Source organism: Roseateles amylovorans, assembly GCF_025398155.2.
Taxonomy (GTDB): domain Bacteria; phylum Pseudomonadota; class Gammaproteobacteria; order Burkholderiales; family Burkholderiaceae_C; genus Roseateles; species Roseateles amylovorans.
This window is the reverse complement of record NZ_CP104562.2, coordinates 5,844,156-5,859,031: the sequence shown is the minus strand read 5'-3', so window position 1 is coordinate 5,859,031 and position 14,876 is coordinate 5,844,156. Positions and strand designations below refer to the sequence as shown.

11 protein-coding genes are annotated in these 14,876 nt (G+C 66.7%); 7 read left to right on the top strand and 4 right to left on the bottom strand.

Going from position 1 to position 14,876, the window contains the following annotated elements; genetic code table 11:
- Positions 1-124 precede the first annotated feature (124 nt).
- On the bottom strand, positions 125-2,185 hold the full coding sequence (gene tkt, locus N4261_RS24240) for a transketolase (protein WP_261757802.1): 2,061 nt from the start codon (positions 2,183-2,185) through the stop codon (positions 125-127).
- A 141-nt stretch (positions 2,186-2,326) separates the two neighbouring features.
- Between tkt and murU the strand changes: the two genes are divergently transcribed.
- The 3 genes from murU to N4261_RS24225 all read left to right on the top strand — a co-directional run bounded on the left by murU (position 2,327) and on the right by N4261_RS24225 (position 5,152).
- Positions 2,327-3,019, top strand: a complete 693-nt coding sequence (gene murU, locus N4261_RS24235; protein WP_354005384.1) for an N-acetylmuramate alpha-1-phosphate uridylyltransferase MurU — start codon at positions 2,327-2,329, stop codon at positions 3,017-3,019.
- A 239-nt stretch (positions 3,020-3,258) separates the two neighbouring features.
- Positions 3,259-4,341, top strand: a complete 1,083-nt coding sequence (gene darG / locus N4261_RS24230) for a type II toxin-antitoxin system antitoxin DNA ADP-ribosyl glycohydrolase DarG (RefSeq protein WP_261757800.1) — start codon at positions 3,259-3,261, stop codon at positions 4,339-4,341.
- A gap of 367 nt (positions 4,342-4,708) precedes the next feature.
- Positions 4,709-5,152, top strand: coding sequence for a hypothetical protein (locus N4261_RS24225; RefSeq protein ID WP_261757799.1), 444 nt, complete (start codon positions 4,709-4,711; stop codon positions 5,150-5,152).
- A gap of 131 nt (positions 5,153-5,283) precedes the next feature.
- Here the strand turns inward: N4261_RS24225 and N4261_RS24220 are convergent, their stop codons facing one another.
- From N4261_RS24220 to N4261_RS24210, 3 genes are all read right to left on the bottom strand, one after another.
- Entirely contained in the window at positions 5,284-6,408 is a 1,125-nt protein-coding gene (locus N4261_RS24220; RefSeq protein ID WP_261757798.1) for a YbdK family carboxylate-amine ligase, read from the bottom strand.
- On the bottom strand, positions 6,405-7,646 hold the full coding sequence (locus N4261_RS24215) for a cation:proton antiporter (RefSeq protein ID WP_261757797.1): 1,242 nt from the start codon (positions 7,644-7,646) through the stop codon (positions 6,405-6,407). Before N4261_RS24215 ends, N4261_RS24220 begins: the two co-directional genes overlap by 4 nt.
- Positions 7,647-8,231: 585 nt before the next feature.
- Positions 8,232-9,215 (bottom strand): potassium channel beta subunit family protein, encoded by a 984-nt coding sequence (locus tag N4261_RS24210; RefSeq protein ID WP_261757796.1) that lies wholly within the window; start codon positions 9,213-9,215, stop codon positions 8,232-8,234.
- 339 nt (positions 9,216-9,554) lie between these two features.
- Between N4261_RS24210 and N4261_RS24205 the strand changes: the two genes are divergently transcribed.
- From N4261_RS24205 to N4261_RS24190, 4 genes are all read left to right on the top strand, one after another.
- On the top strand, positions 9,555-10,823 hold the full coding sequence (locus tag N4261_RS24205; RefSeq protein ID WP_261757795.1) for an FAD-dependent monooxygenase: 1,269 nt from the start codon (positions 9,555-9,557) through the stop codon (positions 10,821-10,823).
- Positions 10,824-10,969: 146 nt separating this feature from the next.
- Positions 10,970-12,202, top strand: a complete 1,233-nt coding sequence (locus N4261_RS24200; RefSeq protein ID WP_261757794.1) for an MFS transporter — start codon at positions 10,970-10,972, stop codon at positions 12,200-12,202.
- Between the two features lie 428 nt (positions 12,203-12,630).
- A complete protein-coding gene (locus N4261_RS24195; RefSeq protein WP_261757793.1) occupies positions 12,631-13,863 on the top strand; it encodes an ABC transporter substrate-binding protein in 1,233 nt (410 codons plus the stop codon).
- 133 nt (positions 13,864-13,996) lie between these two features.
- Positions 13,997-14,872, top strand: coding sequence for a branched-chain amino acid ABC transporter permease (locus N4261_RS24190; protein ID WP_261757792.1), 876 nt, complete (start codon positions 13,997-13,999; stop codon positions 14,870-14,872).
- Positions 14,873-14,876 lie beyond the last annotated feature (4 nt).

Here is a 14,876-nt window from a genome sequence, read left to right as displayed (position 1 = left end):
CTGATTTGAACAGATCGTGGCCAGCGATTCCGGTTACGGCCTGGCACATTCATGGGGGGCGATCCAAGGCCGGCGTGCGCCATGAAAAAGGGGTGCACGAGGCACCCCTTTGGCTTGGCGTGGATCAGCCCTTCAGTCGGGCGTGGCCGATGGCCACTTTCACCGTGTCGGCGACGTTCTCCGGGGTGAAGCCGAAGTACTTGAACAGCACGTTGGCCGGCGCCGATTCGCCGTAGGTGTCCAGACCGACGACGGCCGACACGCCGTACTTCCACCAGTAGTCGGTGACGCCGGCTTCCACGGCCACGCGCGGCAGGCCTTCCGGCAGCACGCTCTTCTTGTACTTGGCGTCCTGGCGGTCGAACACGCTGGTGCTGGGCATGGAGACCACGCGGACCGCGATGCCGGCCACGGCCAGTTGCTGCTGGGCCTGGATCGCCAGCTGGACTTCGGAGCCGGTGGCGATGATCACGGCCTGGGCCTTCTTCTTCAGGCCGATGTCGGCCGGCTCGCTCAGCACATAGCCGCCCTTGGTGATGTCGTCGACGGCGGCGCCGGTCTTGACGCCGTAGGCCAGGTTCTGGCGGCTCAGGGCCAGCACGCTGGGGCGCGAGGCATTGGCGATGGCCATGGTCCAGGCGACCGCGGTCTCGGCGGTGTCGGCCGGACGCCAGACATCCAGGCCCGGGATCAGGCGCAGGCTGGAGACATGTTCCACCGACTGGTGGGTCGGGCCGTCCTCGCCCAGGCCGATCGAGTCATGGGTGAAGACATGGATCACCCGCAGCTTCATCAGCGCGGCCATGCGGATCGCATTGCGGCTGTAGTCGCTGAAGGTCAGGAAGGTGCCGCCGTAGGGAATGAAGCCGCCGTGCAGCGCCACGCCGTTCATGATCGCGGCCATGCCGAACTCACGCACACCGTAGTTGATGTGGCGACCGCCGTTGGAGCTGCCGTCGGCTTCCAGGCGGAAGGCGGCGGTGCTCTTGGTGTTGGTCAGGTTGGAGCCGGTCAGGTCGGCCGATCCACCCAGCAGCTCGGGCAGCGCGGCGGTGAAGGCTTCCAAGGCGATCTGGCTGGCCTTGCGGGTGGCCACGGTCTCGGCCTTGTCGTGCGCACCGATGACGGCCTGGGCCGCGACGTCGGCGAAGTTGGGCGGCAGCACGCCGGCGATGCGGCGCGAGAACTCGGCGGCCTGCTCGGGGAAGGCGGTGGCGTAGGCGTCGAACTGGTCGTCCCAGGCGGCTTCGACGGTGGTGCCGGCGGCCTTGGCATCCCAGTCGGCATAGACCTCGGCGGGCAGCACGAAGGGCTCGTGCGACCAGCCCAGCGCCTCGCGGGTCAGCTTGATTTCTTCGGCGCCCAGCGGTTCGCCGTGGGCCTTGGAGGTGTTGGCCCGGTTCGGGCTGCCCTTGCCGATGTGGGTCTTGGCGATGACGATGCTGGGCTTGTCCTTGCTCGTCTTGGCCAGCGCGATGGCGGCATCCACGGCGTCGACGTCATGGCCGTCCACCGGGCCGACCACGTTCCAGCCGTAGGCCTCGAAACGCTTGGCGGTGTCGTCGGCGAACCAGGGGGCGACCTGGCCGTCGATGGAGATGCCGTTGTCGTCGTAGATCGCGATCAGCTTGTTCAGCTTCCAGGCGCCGGCCAGGGAGCAGGCTTCATGGCTGATGCCTTCCATCAGGCAGCCGTCACCCATGAACACATAGGTGTGGTGATCGACGATGGTGTGGCCGTCGCGGTTGAATTCCTTGGCGAGCTGCTTTTCAGCCAGCGCCAGGCCGACGGCGTTGGTGATGCCCTGGCCCAGCGGGCCGGTGGTGGTTTCGACGCCGGGGGTGATGCCCACTTCCGGGTGGCCCGGGGTCTTGCTGTGCAGCTGGCGGAAGGCCTTGAGCTGCTCGATCGGCAGGTCATAGCCGGTCAGGTGCAGCAGCGCGTAGATCAGCATGGAGCCGTGGCCATTGGACAGCACGAAGCGGTCGCGGTCGGCCCAGTGCGGATTGGCCGGGTTGTGGCGCAGATGACGCTTCCACAGCGCCACGGCGATTTCCGCCATGCCCATCGGGGCGCCCGGATGGCCCGAATTGGCTTGCTGGACGGCGTCCATGGCCAGGGCACGGATGGCGTTGGCCATCTGGGTGGTATTTGGGGTGACGGCGGCAGCGCGGGTCTCGGCCATGTTGGTTCCGGGCAGGAGTTGTTGGGGCAAACCCCAAATTGTAGGCCCTCCCCCTGAATGCAGGTGTCGGCCCCCCAGCCGCCGCCTCGATGAGTTGGCGGGACAGGCCTCTACACTTCGCCAGAATTTTTCGGGATGACGATGCGAGCGATGATCCTCGCGGCCGGGCGCGGCGAGCGCATGCGGCCGCTGACCGACCACACCCCCAAGCCCTTGCTGAAGGTGCGCGGCAAGCCCTTGATCGAATGGCACATCGAGGCCTTCGCTGCCGCCGGCATTCACGACATCGTGATCAACACGGCCTGGCTGGCGGAGCAGTTCGAAGCCACACTGGGCGATGGCGCGCGCTTCGGTGTGCGGCTGCACTACAGCCATGAGGGCCAGCGCTACGGCCAGGCCCTGGAGACCGGCGGCGGCATCGCGACGGCGCTCGACCTGCTCTGCGCAGACGGCGACGACTGCTTCTGGGCGGTCTCCGCAGACATCTTCATCCCCGACTTCTGCTTCGACGCCTCGATCGCGGCGACCTTCGCGGCCAGTCCGCAGTTGGCGCATCTGTGGTTCGTACCGCCGCAACCTCGGCATCCGGTCGGCGACTTCGGAATCGATCCGCAAGGGTTCGCCACGCTGGACGGCGAGCTGCAGGTCTACAGCAACATCGGGCTGTACCGCCGCGCCTTCTTCGACGGTGTGCCAGCCGGACAGCATCAGCGCATCCGCCTGAGCCTGGACCGCGCGATCCGGGCGCGGGCCGTCACGGCTGAGCTGTATGAAGGGGCTTGGGCGAATGTGGGGTCGCCGGAGCAGTTGGGTTTGCTCAATCACACTTCGTGATGCCGTGCGCGCGCATATGCTTTCGCAGGCGCAGCGCGTGTCACACCCAATTACTTCATCCGCCCCTGTGATTTATACCCAACTCAATTCCGCGAAGGCGTTGATCTGGCGCATCACCCACCGAGATAACGTGGATTGGATTCTTGGCCACGGCATCCATTGCGCGAGCAGCAAGGTCCGGCATGCGGAGTGGGTGAGCATCGGCAACCAGGAGCTTCCCGCCCCAACTGGTACTTCTGATGATCTCCTATACCCAAGGCAACCTGCTGGAGTCTGGCGCTGAGGCGCTGGTCAACACGGTCAATACCGTCGGCGTGATGGGCAAGGGCATCGCCTTGATGTTCAAGGAACGGTTCGCCCGAAACTATCAGCTGTATTCAGAAGCTTGCAAATCGCAAGAGGTCGAGGTGGGTCGGATGTTCGTGACCGAACCCGCTGAGCTTGGCGGCCCCCGCTGGATCGTGAACTTTCCGACCAAGCAACATTGGCGCTCGCCATCCAAGCTGGAATGGATCGACGCCGGACTCGATGATCTCCGCGATTTCCTCGTCACTCGTCAAGTGAAGTCCATCGCAGTGCCCCCGCTGGGAGCAGGCAACGGGGGCCTGGACTGGCCGACGGTCCGAGCGCGCATCGAGGCGGCGCTCGGCGATCTGAAGGATGTGCAGGTCACCGTCTACGAGCCCACCAGCCAATATCAGAACGTAGCCAAGCGGGCGGGTGTGGAGACGTTGACCCCCGCGCGGGCCTTGGTCGCCGAGATGGTGCGACGCTACAGCGTGCTGGGCATGGATTGCAGCCTGCTGGAAGTGCAGAAACTGGCGTGGTTTCTCGAACGTCACCTCAAGCATCTGCAGCTCGACAACCCGCTGAAGTTCAACTTCAAGGCGCATCGATACGGACCGTATGCGATGAATCTGAACAAGTTGCTCGACAGTCTTGACGGCAGCTATCTGCATAGCGACAAACGTATCGCCGATGCGGATCCCGCGAACGTGATTTGGTTTGACGACGGGCGCAAGGCCGTGGTGCTGGCGTTCTTGAAGAGCGAAGTCAAACACCTCCTGCCTGCCCTGGAAGCGACGGACCAGCTTATCGATGGTTTTCAGTCGCCATTTGGCATGGAGCTACTGGCTTCTGTCGATTGGCTTCTGAGCCAAGAAAAAACGCGTCCCGAGGTGAATGTCTTGTTGGACGCGCTGTCCGATTGGCCAGCTGAAAATGCGGCTGGTGCGGGCGCGCGCAAGCGCAAGTTGTTCGACGCGGAAGCCGTCGCCTACGCACTGGACCGGCTTCAGCGCAGCAGCCTCTACACCACTTGATTGATGCAAGCCTGCACTTGCGCAGGCCGCGCTCACCTCAGCGGCTGGCTTGGCGTCCCTGAACGACATCACCCGCAGTGCAGCGTGTGACACGACATCGCCTGAAGCCGCCGAGTCGCCGCAATCACGCATTGATGTGATGGAGTCGCGCCGGAAGGCGGGCCCCCCCACCATCCCCCCATGCTTCCCCACTGCTGGGGAACGCCCGGTGAACTTGAAATTCGTCAGAGATTCCATCCTTCGCTCGTCGGACCATTGGCGCCGGTGAGTCAAGACACTCCGATCCAAAGTCCCGGCACGTCGACCGGGTCCTTCCGTTCACTGGAGTACCCCCATGGAATCCTTCGAAGCAATCTGTCGCCCCTTCATGAACGCCGACCGCATCAAGCGCCTGCGTGATCGCAAGCCTCTGACCGGATGCGATGAACGCACCGTCGTCACCTTGCAGCAGACCTGGGGCATGAGCGAGGCGCGCGTCTTCGGCCATCGCCTCGGCGCCGATGCGCTCTGCGTGAGGACCGACCTCTCCGTCGGCTCCGCCCTCGCCAACCTCCGCCGGGTGCTGATGTGCAGCGCCTCCATGCTGGCCGTGATCGACGAGAACGGCCACGAAGGCGACCCGATGCGCGACGCCGTCAGCATCGTGCGAGAACTTCAGCGCGAAGGGCTCGGCATGCTCGGACTCATCGAATGCGGTGTCGATGAGGAGGGCCGCGAGGGTGCCGCCACCATCAGCCCGCCGCATGCGCCGGCGCCGAGCGCCAATGACGGCGCGGTGGCCGTCACGGCCGCCACCGCCGCCGCGGCGTAAGTCGGGCGGATGCGCAGGTCCAAGCGCGAGTCGATGCCCGAGTCTGAATGAGGGGCCGCGGGCCGCGGGTTTCGGAAGCACGGGAGCTCGGGAGCTCGGTCGAGCGCCCGGCCCCTGCGGTCCTCGCGCGCTCAGATCGGCCGGCCGGCCCAGCGCTCGCACTGCTGGCGGACCAGCTCGTTGAGCAGTTGCTCCTTCTCGAACACCCCGCGCGCCCAGGTGGCGTCATTGCCCTGCCAGCGCATTTCCTCGCGGATGTAGCGCAGCGCCGGTTCGGCGCGCAGCGCCACCGCGTGCGGCTCCAGCGCATGCAGGGTGACGTTCAGGTCCTCGCGCAGGCTGCGGTGTTCGCCGGACTTCGGATCGACAAAGGTCCCATCCAGCCCGAATCGGCAGGCCTGGAAACGATTGAAGGTGTAGGGCAGGTAGTCGTCCTCGGCCAGCTCGAATGGCCGGTCGTGGCTGATCCAACGGGCCAGACACTGGATCAGCGCGGCCAAGGCAGAGGCCTTCTCGATCGTCAGCGGCGTGTCCAGCACCCGGACCTCGATCGTCCCGTACTCCGGCTTGGGACGGATGTCCCAATAGAAGTCCTTCATGCTGCGGACCACCCCGGTGCGCGTCATCTTCTCGAAGTAGATGAGGAAGTCGTCCCAGGTCAGCACAAAGGGCGCTCGGCCCGAGAGCGGGAAGGCGAAGACCGAGTTCAACCGCGCCGAATGAAAGCCGGTGTCGTTGCCCTGCACATACGGTGACGACGCCGACAGCGCGATCAGATGCGGGATGTAGCGCGACAGGCCGTGCAGCAGCCGCAAGGCCTGGTCCGGCCCCTCGCAGCCGATGTGCACATGCTGCCCGAACACGGTGAATTGCTTGCTCAGGTAGCCGTACAGGCCGGAGATCTCCTGGAAGCGCGGCTTGTCGAAGATGCGCTGCTTGCTCCAGTGCTGATAGGGATGCGTGCCGCCGCCCGACAGGCCGAGGTTGAGCTTGTCGGCGCTGCGGACCAGCGCATCACGGGTGATGGTGAGCTGTTCCAGCACCTGGTCGTAGCTGTCGCACACATTGGTGCAGAGCTCGATCATGCTGTCGGTGATCTCCGGAGTCACATCGCCCGGCAGGGCCACGCCCTCCATCACGCGCAGCAGGTCCTTGGAGCCCGGCATCAGGTCGTAATCGTGCCGGTTGACGATTTGCAGTTCCAGCTCGACGCCCATGGTCAAGGGGCGCGAGGTGGCGAAGGCTTCCAGGCTCATCGCTTGGCCTCCCGGTTCGGTGCCGCATGCGGCTGTTGTTCACCGGCCAGTCGCAGGCCCCATTGGACGGCGATCGGACCCGCCAACTCCATCAACGCAATGGTCGACAGGATGACCGGCGCGAGCTGCAGGGCAATGTCTGGATGTCGGGCCTGGACTTCACTGAACAGCACCAGCGTGGAGCCCGAGATCGGGCTCAGGCAGACCGCCAACGCCACGCCTTGGCGCGCATCGATGCCGCTGACCCGCGCCAGACCCACCAGCGCCAGCGCCTTGGCCAGCAGGCGCAGCAGCAGCAGCGCCAGGGCCAGGACCGCACCGGCCGCCAGCGCCTGCAGCGTCCAGGCCGACCCCACTGCAACGAACAGCAACAGCACCAGCACACCGCCGGCGGTGCCGAAGTGGCGCGGCCACACCCAGGGGCGTTCGGTGGTGTTGCGCAGCACCATGCCGGCCATCAGCGGCACCAGCAGCGTGGAGAGATTCAACACCCGGGCCACGCTCAGGGCCACCAGTACCAGGCCCAGCAGCATCAGCACCGAGTTCTCGTTGCGCAGGTCCAGCTTGCGCATCAGCCAGGCGATCAGGCGTGCCAGCAAGGTGGCCACGATCACCGAGCCGATGAAGGCATACAACGGTTGCGCGACGGCCTCCAGCCAATCGCCCTTTTGCTCCAGCTGCAGCCAGCCCATGAGCAGCTTGTGGGCCAACACGCCGTAGATCGTGTTGAGGGCCGTCATCGCCACCATGCGTTCGCTGACCTGGCCGGCCGATTGCAGTTCCGCGCCGACCCGGCCGATCACCGCGCCGGAAGCCGCCATCGTCAGCACCGCGCAGCTGATCGAAATCAGCGGGTCGACGCCCAGCAGCGTGAGACCGAAGCCCACCGCCACGAAACTCGCGGTCGCCTCGGCCGCGCTGGCCCAGAGCAGTGCCTTGTTGTTGCGCAGCCAGCGCAGATTGACGCGCGAGCCCATCTCGAAGAGCAGCAACGCGAGCGCCAGGTCCACGACCAGCCGCAGCCGCGCATCGAGCGCGCCGTTGGAATAGATGCCGTGGCCGGTGGCCGCGAGCAGCATGCCCACCACGCTGTAGCCGACCACCCGGGGCAGGCCCAGTCGGCGGTTGACCAATTCGCCGAGCAAGCCGGCGGCCACCAGGATCAGCGAGGCCCAGAACAGCCAGTCCGCCCGCGGCGGCCAGGTGGTGAACTGCAGAAAGTTCGCAAGGTCGTTCATCAAAACGGAGGTTTCCTCGGTTCGTGGACGGCCGGCCATTCTAGTGTCCTGTCCTGCGATGGCCTGCCAATGACACCGCGCCGGTCATGCCGGTGCGGCCCTGCCGTTTCCTCACGATGCGCCCCAGGCATTCCCTTCGAGACGCGTGTGCATCGACGCCAGATTCCATCGCCGGTGCCAGGACTTGCCGCCGGACTGTACGCGGTCAACCGCGTGCAAATCTCGGTCGGCGTCTCAGTGCAAATCTGATGGCGGTCTGCAGTTGGGCCCACAAGACCGATCCACAAGACCGGCCCACACAACCGGCCCACACAACCGGCCCACACGACCGATCCGTTTGACCGGCCCATGAAACCGCCCCACACCTTCGATCAGCAACCTCGGACCTGCAAGGCCGGCCTGCCAAGCCGAGCCCACAAGATCGACCGACGATGCCGACCCACCCAGCCAGCGGCAGTGCGGCGCCCTGGCGACTCCCCGCACTGCTGAAGCCAGGGCGTTGGGACCCAACCGCGATGCCTCGCACTCGGCGACGCGTCGCCGGGGCAATTCGCGTTCCAGCCCCCCGCGCTGGGAGGCCGCCGATCAGCTCGCCAGCGGCTGAGTGATGGCGTCGATGCGGGCCACGATCTCCGGCGTCAGCTTCGGCGTGACGGCCAGCGCGCCCAGGTTGTCGTGCAACTGGGAGGCTTGGCTCGCGCCCAGGATCACGGTGGAGACCCGCGGATTGCGGTTGATCCAGGCGATGGCCAGCTGGGCCAGCGAGCAACCGAGTTCATCGGCGATGCCGGCCAACTGTCCGACGGCCGCATTCTTGGCCCGGTCCTGCAGTTGTTCGCGCATCCAGCCCATGCTTTCCAGCGAAGCGCGGCTGCCGGCGGGCACGCCGTCGCGGTACTTGCCGGTGAGCAGGCCGGAGGCCAGCGGGCTCCAGGTGGTCAGGCCCAGGCCGGTGTCCTCATACAGGCGCGCATATTCCTGCTCCACGCGCTTGCGGTGGAAGAGGTTGTACTGCGGCTGCTCCATCACCGGCTTGTGCAGATGATGGCGCTCGGCGATTTCCCAGGCGGCGCGGATGTCCGCCGCGCTCCATTCGCTGGTGCCCCAGTACAGCGCCTTGCCCTGGGTGATGATGTCGCTCATGGCGCGCACCGTTTCCTCGATCGGCGTGTGCGGATCGGGGCGGTGGCAGTAGATCAGGTCGATGAAGTCCAGGCCCAGGCGCTTCAGCGAGCCGTCCACCGCCTGCATCAGGTACTTGCGATTGAGCGTGTCCTTGCGGTTGACCGTGGTGTTGCTCTCGCGGGTGAGGCCCCAGAAAAACTTGCTCGAGACGATGTAGTCCAGCCGGTTCCACTTCAAGGCCTTGAAGGCCTGGCCCATCACCACCTCGCTCTCGCCTTGCGCATAGACCTCGGCGTTGTCGAAGAAGTTCACGCCCGCATCGAAGGCGGCGGCCAGCATCTCGGTGGCGCCCTTGGTGTCGACCTGGTTGTGATAGGTCACCCAGGAGCCCAGGGACAGTTCAGACACTTGCAGGCCGCTGCGGCCCAGTCGACGGTATTGCATGACGGATTCCTCTCGCTGGATGTGGCGTTGTCCGGTGCACGGAAGTGGCGCGCCCAGGCGCCGCCGTTCCTCTTCCGCGATCCGCGCGCAAGGGTAGCGGGTTTGACGACACGAGGTGACGACCGTCGACGCAATGACCCCACGGACCCACGACGGCCATCGGGGCGCCGAAGCGGGCACGGTCCCGATCCCGATCCCGATCCCGCCCTGCGTCTCGCGTCTTGCACGGTCCGACCTCGGGCGAAGCGCGTGCGCCACGGCAACCCGCACCTGGACGGCAGCGCTATAGTCCCCACGACCGCCGCCTGACGCGGCGCTCTGCAGTACGGGTCCATCGCCATGTCCGAGCCCTTCGCCACGAATGTTCCAGGCGCCCGCAGCGCCTCAGCTCCCTCGCCGGAATCCGCCGCACCGACGCTTCGGCTGGCCGTCATCGGTGCCGGCCCCGCCGGCCTGGCGCTGGCGCTGCTGGCCGCGCGCTATCTGCCGCAGGCGCAGATCAGCCTGTTTGACGCCCGACCGCTGGAGCGCGACGTCTCCGGCGACCCCCGCACCCTGGCCTTGTCGCTAGGCAGCGTGCAACTGCTGCAGCGGCTCAATGTCTGGCCGGCCGCGCAGGCGCAGGCGATCCGCGAAGTCCATGTCAGCCAGGCGCCACCGACGCTCAACGGGCCATGGTTCGGGGCCAGTGGCGAGCCGCAGGTGCGCATCACTGCGGAAGAACAATCGGTGCCGCAACTGGGCGCGGTGCTCGCCTACGGCCAACTGGTGGCCCCGCTGCAAGCGGCCTGGCAGGACGCCAGCGCGCGTGAGCCGCGACGCCTCATCAGCCGCTTCGGTCAGCCGGTGGCCGGCATCAAGCAGACGGCGCCGGATGAGGTCGAGGTCGACGCCGGCATCGCTGAACACTTTGATCTCGCCATCGTGGCCGAAGGCGGCGTCTTCGCCGACCAGGCACGCAAGTCCCTCAGCCACAACTACCGGCAGAACGCGTGGGTGGGCACCGTCACGCTGGCGCCGGACAGCCCGGTGGGCGTGGCGGTGGAGCGCTTCACCCGCCGAGGTCCGCTGGCGCTGCTGCCGTTGCCGGACCAGCGTGGCCAGCGCCGTGCGGCGTTGGTCTGGTGTCAGCCTCAGGACGAGGATGAGGTGGCCGAACTCAGCGATGCGCAGCGCCTGGCGGTGCTGCGGCATCAACTGCCCGAGGCCGTCGGCCCCTTGCTCGATATCAGCGCGCTGAAGTGCTTCCCGCTGGGCCTGAATGCCGAACGCACGCTGGTCGAGGGGCGCCGCATCCGCATCGGCAATGCGGCACAGACGCTGCACCCGGTCGCGGGTCAGGGGCTCAACCTGGGCCTGCGCGATGCCTTCGCACTGGTCGAGGCGCTGCGCCGCGAGCACGAGATCGACCGCGCGCTGCGGCGTGTGGAATGGCAGCGTGCGCCGGACCGCTGGGCCACCATCGTCACCACCGATTTCCTCGCCCGCACCTTCGCCTGGCGCTGGCCGGGGCTGCCGGCCGTTCGCGGTCTGGGGCTGGCCGCGCTGCAGGCCGTGCCGCCGCTGAAGCGCGCGCTGGCCGGACAGATGATGTTTGGTCGTCGCTGAAGCGCTGAACCGCTGAACCGCTGGAAGCTCTGCGCCCGACAGGCCCCAGCGTCTGACCTGTCCCACCGCGTGGATGCCCCGGCCGCCCTGGCCGATCCCACGCCTGTCCGATCTCACCGCGCGCCGCTGACGCCGCCGATCCGCCCATGAGCAGTTCCCCCGCGCCGGCCGACCGGTCACACGCCGCCCCGGCCTCCGACGGGGCCCAACCCGGCACGCCGGCCTACCGCCGCATCACCCTGGCGCTGTTCCTGGCGGGCTTCACCACCTTCTCCCTGCTCTACAGCGTGCAGCCCTTGCTGCCGCTGTTTGCGCAGACCTTCCAGGTGGGGGCAGCCGCCAGTGCGCTGTCGCTCTCGCTGGCCACCGGCTTTCTGGCCTTCGCCATTCTGTGCGCCGGTGCGCTGTCGGAAAGCATGGATCGTCGGCGACTGATGTTCGGCTCGATGGCGGCTGCGGCGGTGCTGAACTTGATCGCGTCGGTCGCGCCCAGCTGGCATGCGCTACTGGTGGCGCGGGCGATCGAAGGCCTGGTGCTGGGCGGCGTACCGGCCGTGGCCATGGCCTACCTGGCGGAGGAGATCCATGCCGGCGGCCTGGGCCGCGCGATGGGCCAGTATGTGGCCGGCACCGCCTTCGGCGGCATGATGGGCCGGGTGGGCGTGAGCTTGCTGAGCGATGCCTTCGGCTGGCGGCCCGCGCTGTTCATCGTCAGCGTGGCGGGTCTGCTGGCGGCGGTGGGGTTCTGGTGGTTGCTGCCGCCCTCCAAGCACTTTGTGCGACGCACCGGGGTGAAGCTCGCCGAGCATGTGCAGGCCTGGCAGGACCACCTGACGCACCGCTCGCTGCCGCTGCTGTTCGCCATGGGCTTCCTGATGATGGGCACCTTCGTGGCGGTCTACAACTATGCGGGCTTCCGGCTGATGCGGCCTCCGTTCTCGCTCAGCCAGAGCGCGATCGGCCTGATCTTCTGCGCCTACCTTTTCGGCATCGTGGCCTCGGCGACCGCCGGCGGCATGTCCGACCGATTCGGCCGCGCCCCGGCGCTGCTGACCGGCATCGGGCTGGCGATCGCCGGTGTGCTGCTGAGCCTGTCGACCTGGCTGCCGGCGGTGATCCTGGGCATCGTGCTGCTGACGATCGGCTTCTTCGTCGCGCACTCGGTGAGCAGCGCCTGGGTCGGCGCGCTGGGCGGGCGCAGCAAGGGGCATGCGGCGTCGCTGTATCTGCTGGCCTATTACATCGGTTCCAGCCTGCTGGGCGCGGTGGGCGGCTGGTTCTGGGACCACCGTGGATGGCCGGCCCTGGCCGGCTATGCGCTGGCGCTGCTGGGCGTGGCGGCGGTCACTGCCGGCGTGCTGCGACGCCGGCAGCGCTGAGCCGTACCGCCTTTGTGCGTGCTGATGGGCATGCGAATGGGCATGCTGACGGGCGCGCCGAGCACCATGCGCATTGGGGCGCCGATTCCCGCTTGCCGAGGTCGCCCTGCATTCCTGCGTGTGCATTCCTGCGCGCATTTCGTCGCGACGCCGTGCGCGACCCCGTGCTGCACCGCCGCATCCCGGCCGCTGTCCGATGCCCTGACGCACAGTCGTGAGGCGTCCAGCGGCAGGCGGCCACTTGCTGACACCATCCTGAACACCCCGATCGGGGTTTCCGAGTACGTATTCCCAGGTGTGCAATCGGCCTGGCTTGATGCACCATGTTTCAGGAAATGCTGGCATCGGGTGCGTCGGATCTCTCCAGGTTGACGCGATAGGGCCGGCCCTCCGCCCCTCATGTTCACTAGACCATACGGAGACAAAACATGAAGTTCAGCGTGCGTTGGATGGGTGCGTCCGTGCTGGCGATGGCCAGCCTGGGCGCTCAGGCGGCCGATCCGATCAAGATCGGTGTATCGGGGCCGTTCACCGGGGGCTCCTCCTCGATGGGGGTGAGCATGCGCGATGGCGTGCGGCTGGCCGCCCAGGAAATCAATGCGGCAGGCGGCGTCCTGGGACGCCAGATCCAGCTCGTCGAGCGGGATGACGAGGCCAAGAACGAACGCGGGGTCCAGATCGCCCAGGAGCTGATCAATCGGGAGAAGGTGGCCGCCACGGTCGGCTTCATCAACACCGGGGTGGCCCTGGCCGCTCAGCGCTTCTATCAGGACGCCAAGATCCCGGTGATGAACAACGTGGCCACCGGCTCGGTCATCACCCAGCAGTTCAAGGACGCGCCGGACAACTACGTCTTCCGCAATGCCGCCCATGACAGCATCCAGGCGCCGATGATCGTCGAGGAGGCGGTGGGTCGGCGCGGCTTCAAGAAGGTGGCCATCCTGGCCGACTCCACCAACTACGGGCAGCTGGGCCGGGCCGACCTGGAGAAGGCGCTGGAACTCAAGGGCATCAAGCCGGTCGCGGTGGAGAAGTTCAACATCAAGGACGTCGACATGACGGCCCAGTTGCTCAAGGCCAAGGAGGCCGGCGCCGAGGCCATCCTCACCTACGGCATCGGCCCCGAACTGGCCCAGATCGCCAACGGCATGACCAAGCTGGGCTGGAAGGTGCCAATGATCGGCAGCTGGACGCTGTCGATGGCCAACTACATCGACAACGCCGGCCCTGGCGGCGAAGGCGCGCGCATGCCGCAGACCTTCATCCAGGAGCCGACGACGCCCAAGCGCCAGTCCTTCATCGTCTCCTACCTGAAGACGTTCAATCCGAAGAACAGCCGCATCGATTCCCCGGTGTCGGCGGCCCAGGGCTATGACTCCATCTACCTGCTGGCCGCCGCCATCAAGCAGGCCGGCAGCACCGAAGGTCCCAAGGTCAAGGCCGCGCTGGAAGATCTGAAGACGCCGGTGGAAGGCGTGGTCACCACCTACAACAAGCCCTTCTCCAAGGCCGACCATGAGGCCATCACCGCCAACATCCCGGTGTTCGGCGAGGTGAAGGGCCAGCGCGTGGTCTACGCCTATCCGGAGGACTTCAAGAAGGCCTCCGAAGTCCGGGTGAAGGACGTCAACGCCAAGGGCGCCCTGACCCAGAAGAAGTGATCCCCGCCAACGGCCGCCGCAAGCGGCCGTTTTCTCGTGCGTCGCACGGCGCGCCTGCGGGCGTGGCCGGCGGCGTCGGTCGGGCGGCGCGCCGGCAGGGGCCGGGCGTCGTCCTCGCAGTCATGGACTTCGTATGCAGATCCTGACCCAACTGGTGTTCAGCGGCATCGCGCTCGGCATGATCTATGCGGTCATTGCCTTCGGCTACCAGCTGACCTTCTCCACCTCCGACACCCTCAACTTCGGCCAGGGCGATGCGCTGATGCTGGGCGCGCTGGTCGGCCTGACGCTGGTCGGCCTTGGCGTGAACTACTGGCTGATGATTCCGCTGGTGTGCCTGTTCGGTGCCTTGCAGGGCGCCTTCGTCGAACGCATCGGCGTGCGGCCGGCGATCAAGATCAAGTCCGAGTTCGGCTGGATCATGTCGACCATCGCGCTGGGCATCATCTTCAAGAATGTGGCGGAAAACGTCTGGGGTCGCGATGACCTGAAGTTCCCGTCGCCGCTGCCCGAAGCGCCGCTCAAGTTCCTGGGCGCGAATGTGCTGCCGATGGAGATCCTGGTCGTCGTCGGCGCGCTGGCGATGATGCTGGCGGTGGAGCTGTTCAATCGGCGCTCGATCTATGGGCGCGCCGTGGTCGCGACCTTCAACGACCGCGATGCCGCCAAGCTCATGGGCATCAACACCGGGCTGGTGATCACCTTCTCCTATGCGTTGTCTTCGCTCACCGCCGCCTTCGCGGGCGTGCTGATCGCGCCGCTGACGCTCACCGGCGCCACCATGGGCGCGGTGCTCGGCCTGAAGGCCTTCGCGGTGGCGATCATCGGCGGGCTGACCTCGGGCATGGGCATCGTGGTGGGCGGAATCATCCTGGGCATTGCCGAGACCACCACCGGCTTCTACCTGTCCACCGGCTACAAGGATGTGCCCGGTCTGGTGCTGCTGCTGATCGTGCTGGCGTTGAAGCCGGCCGGCCTGTTCGGCAAGACCGCGATCAAGAAGGTCTGACCGT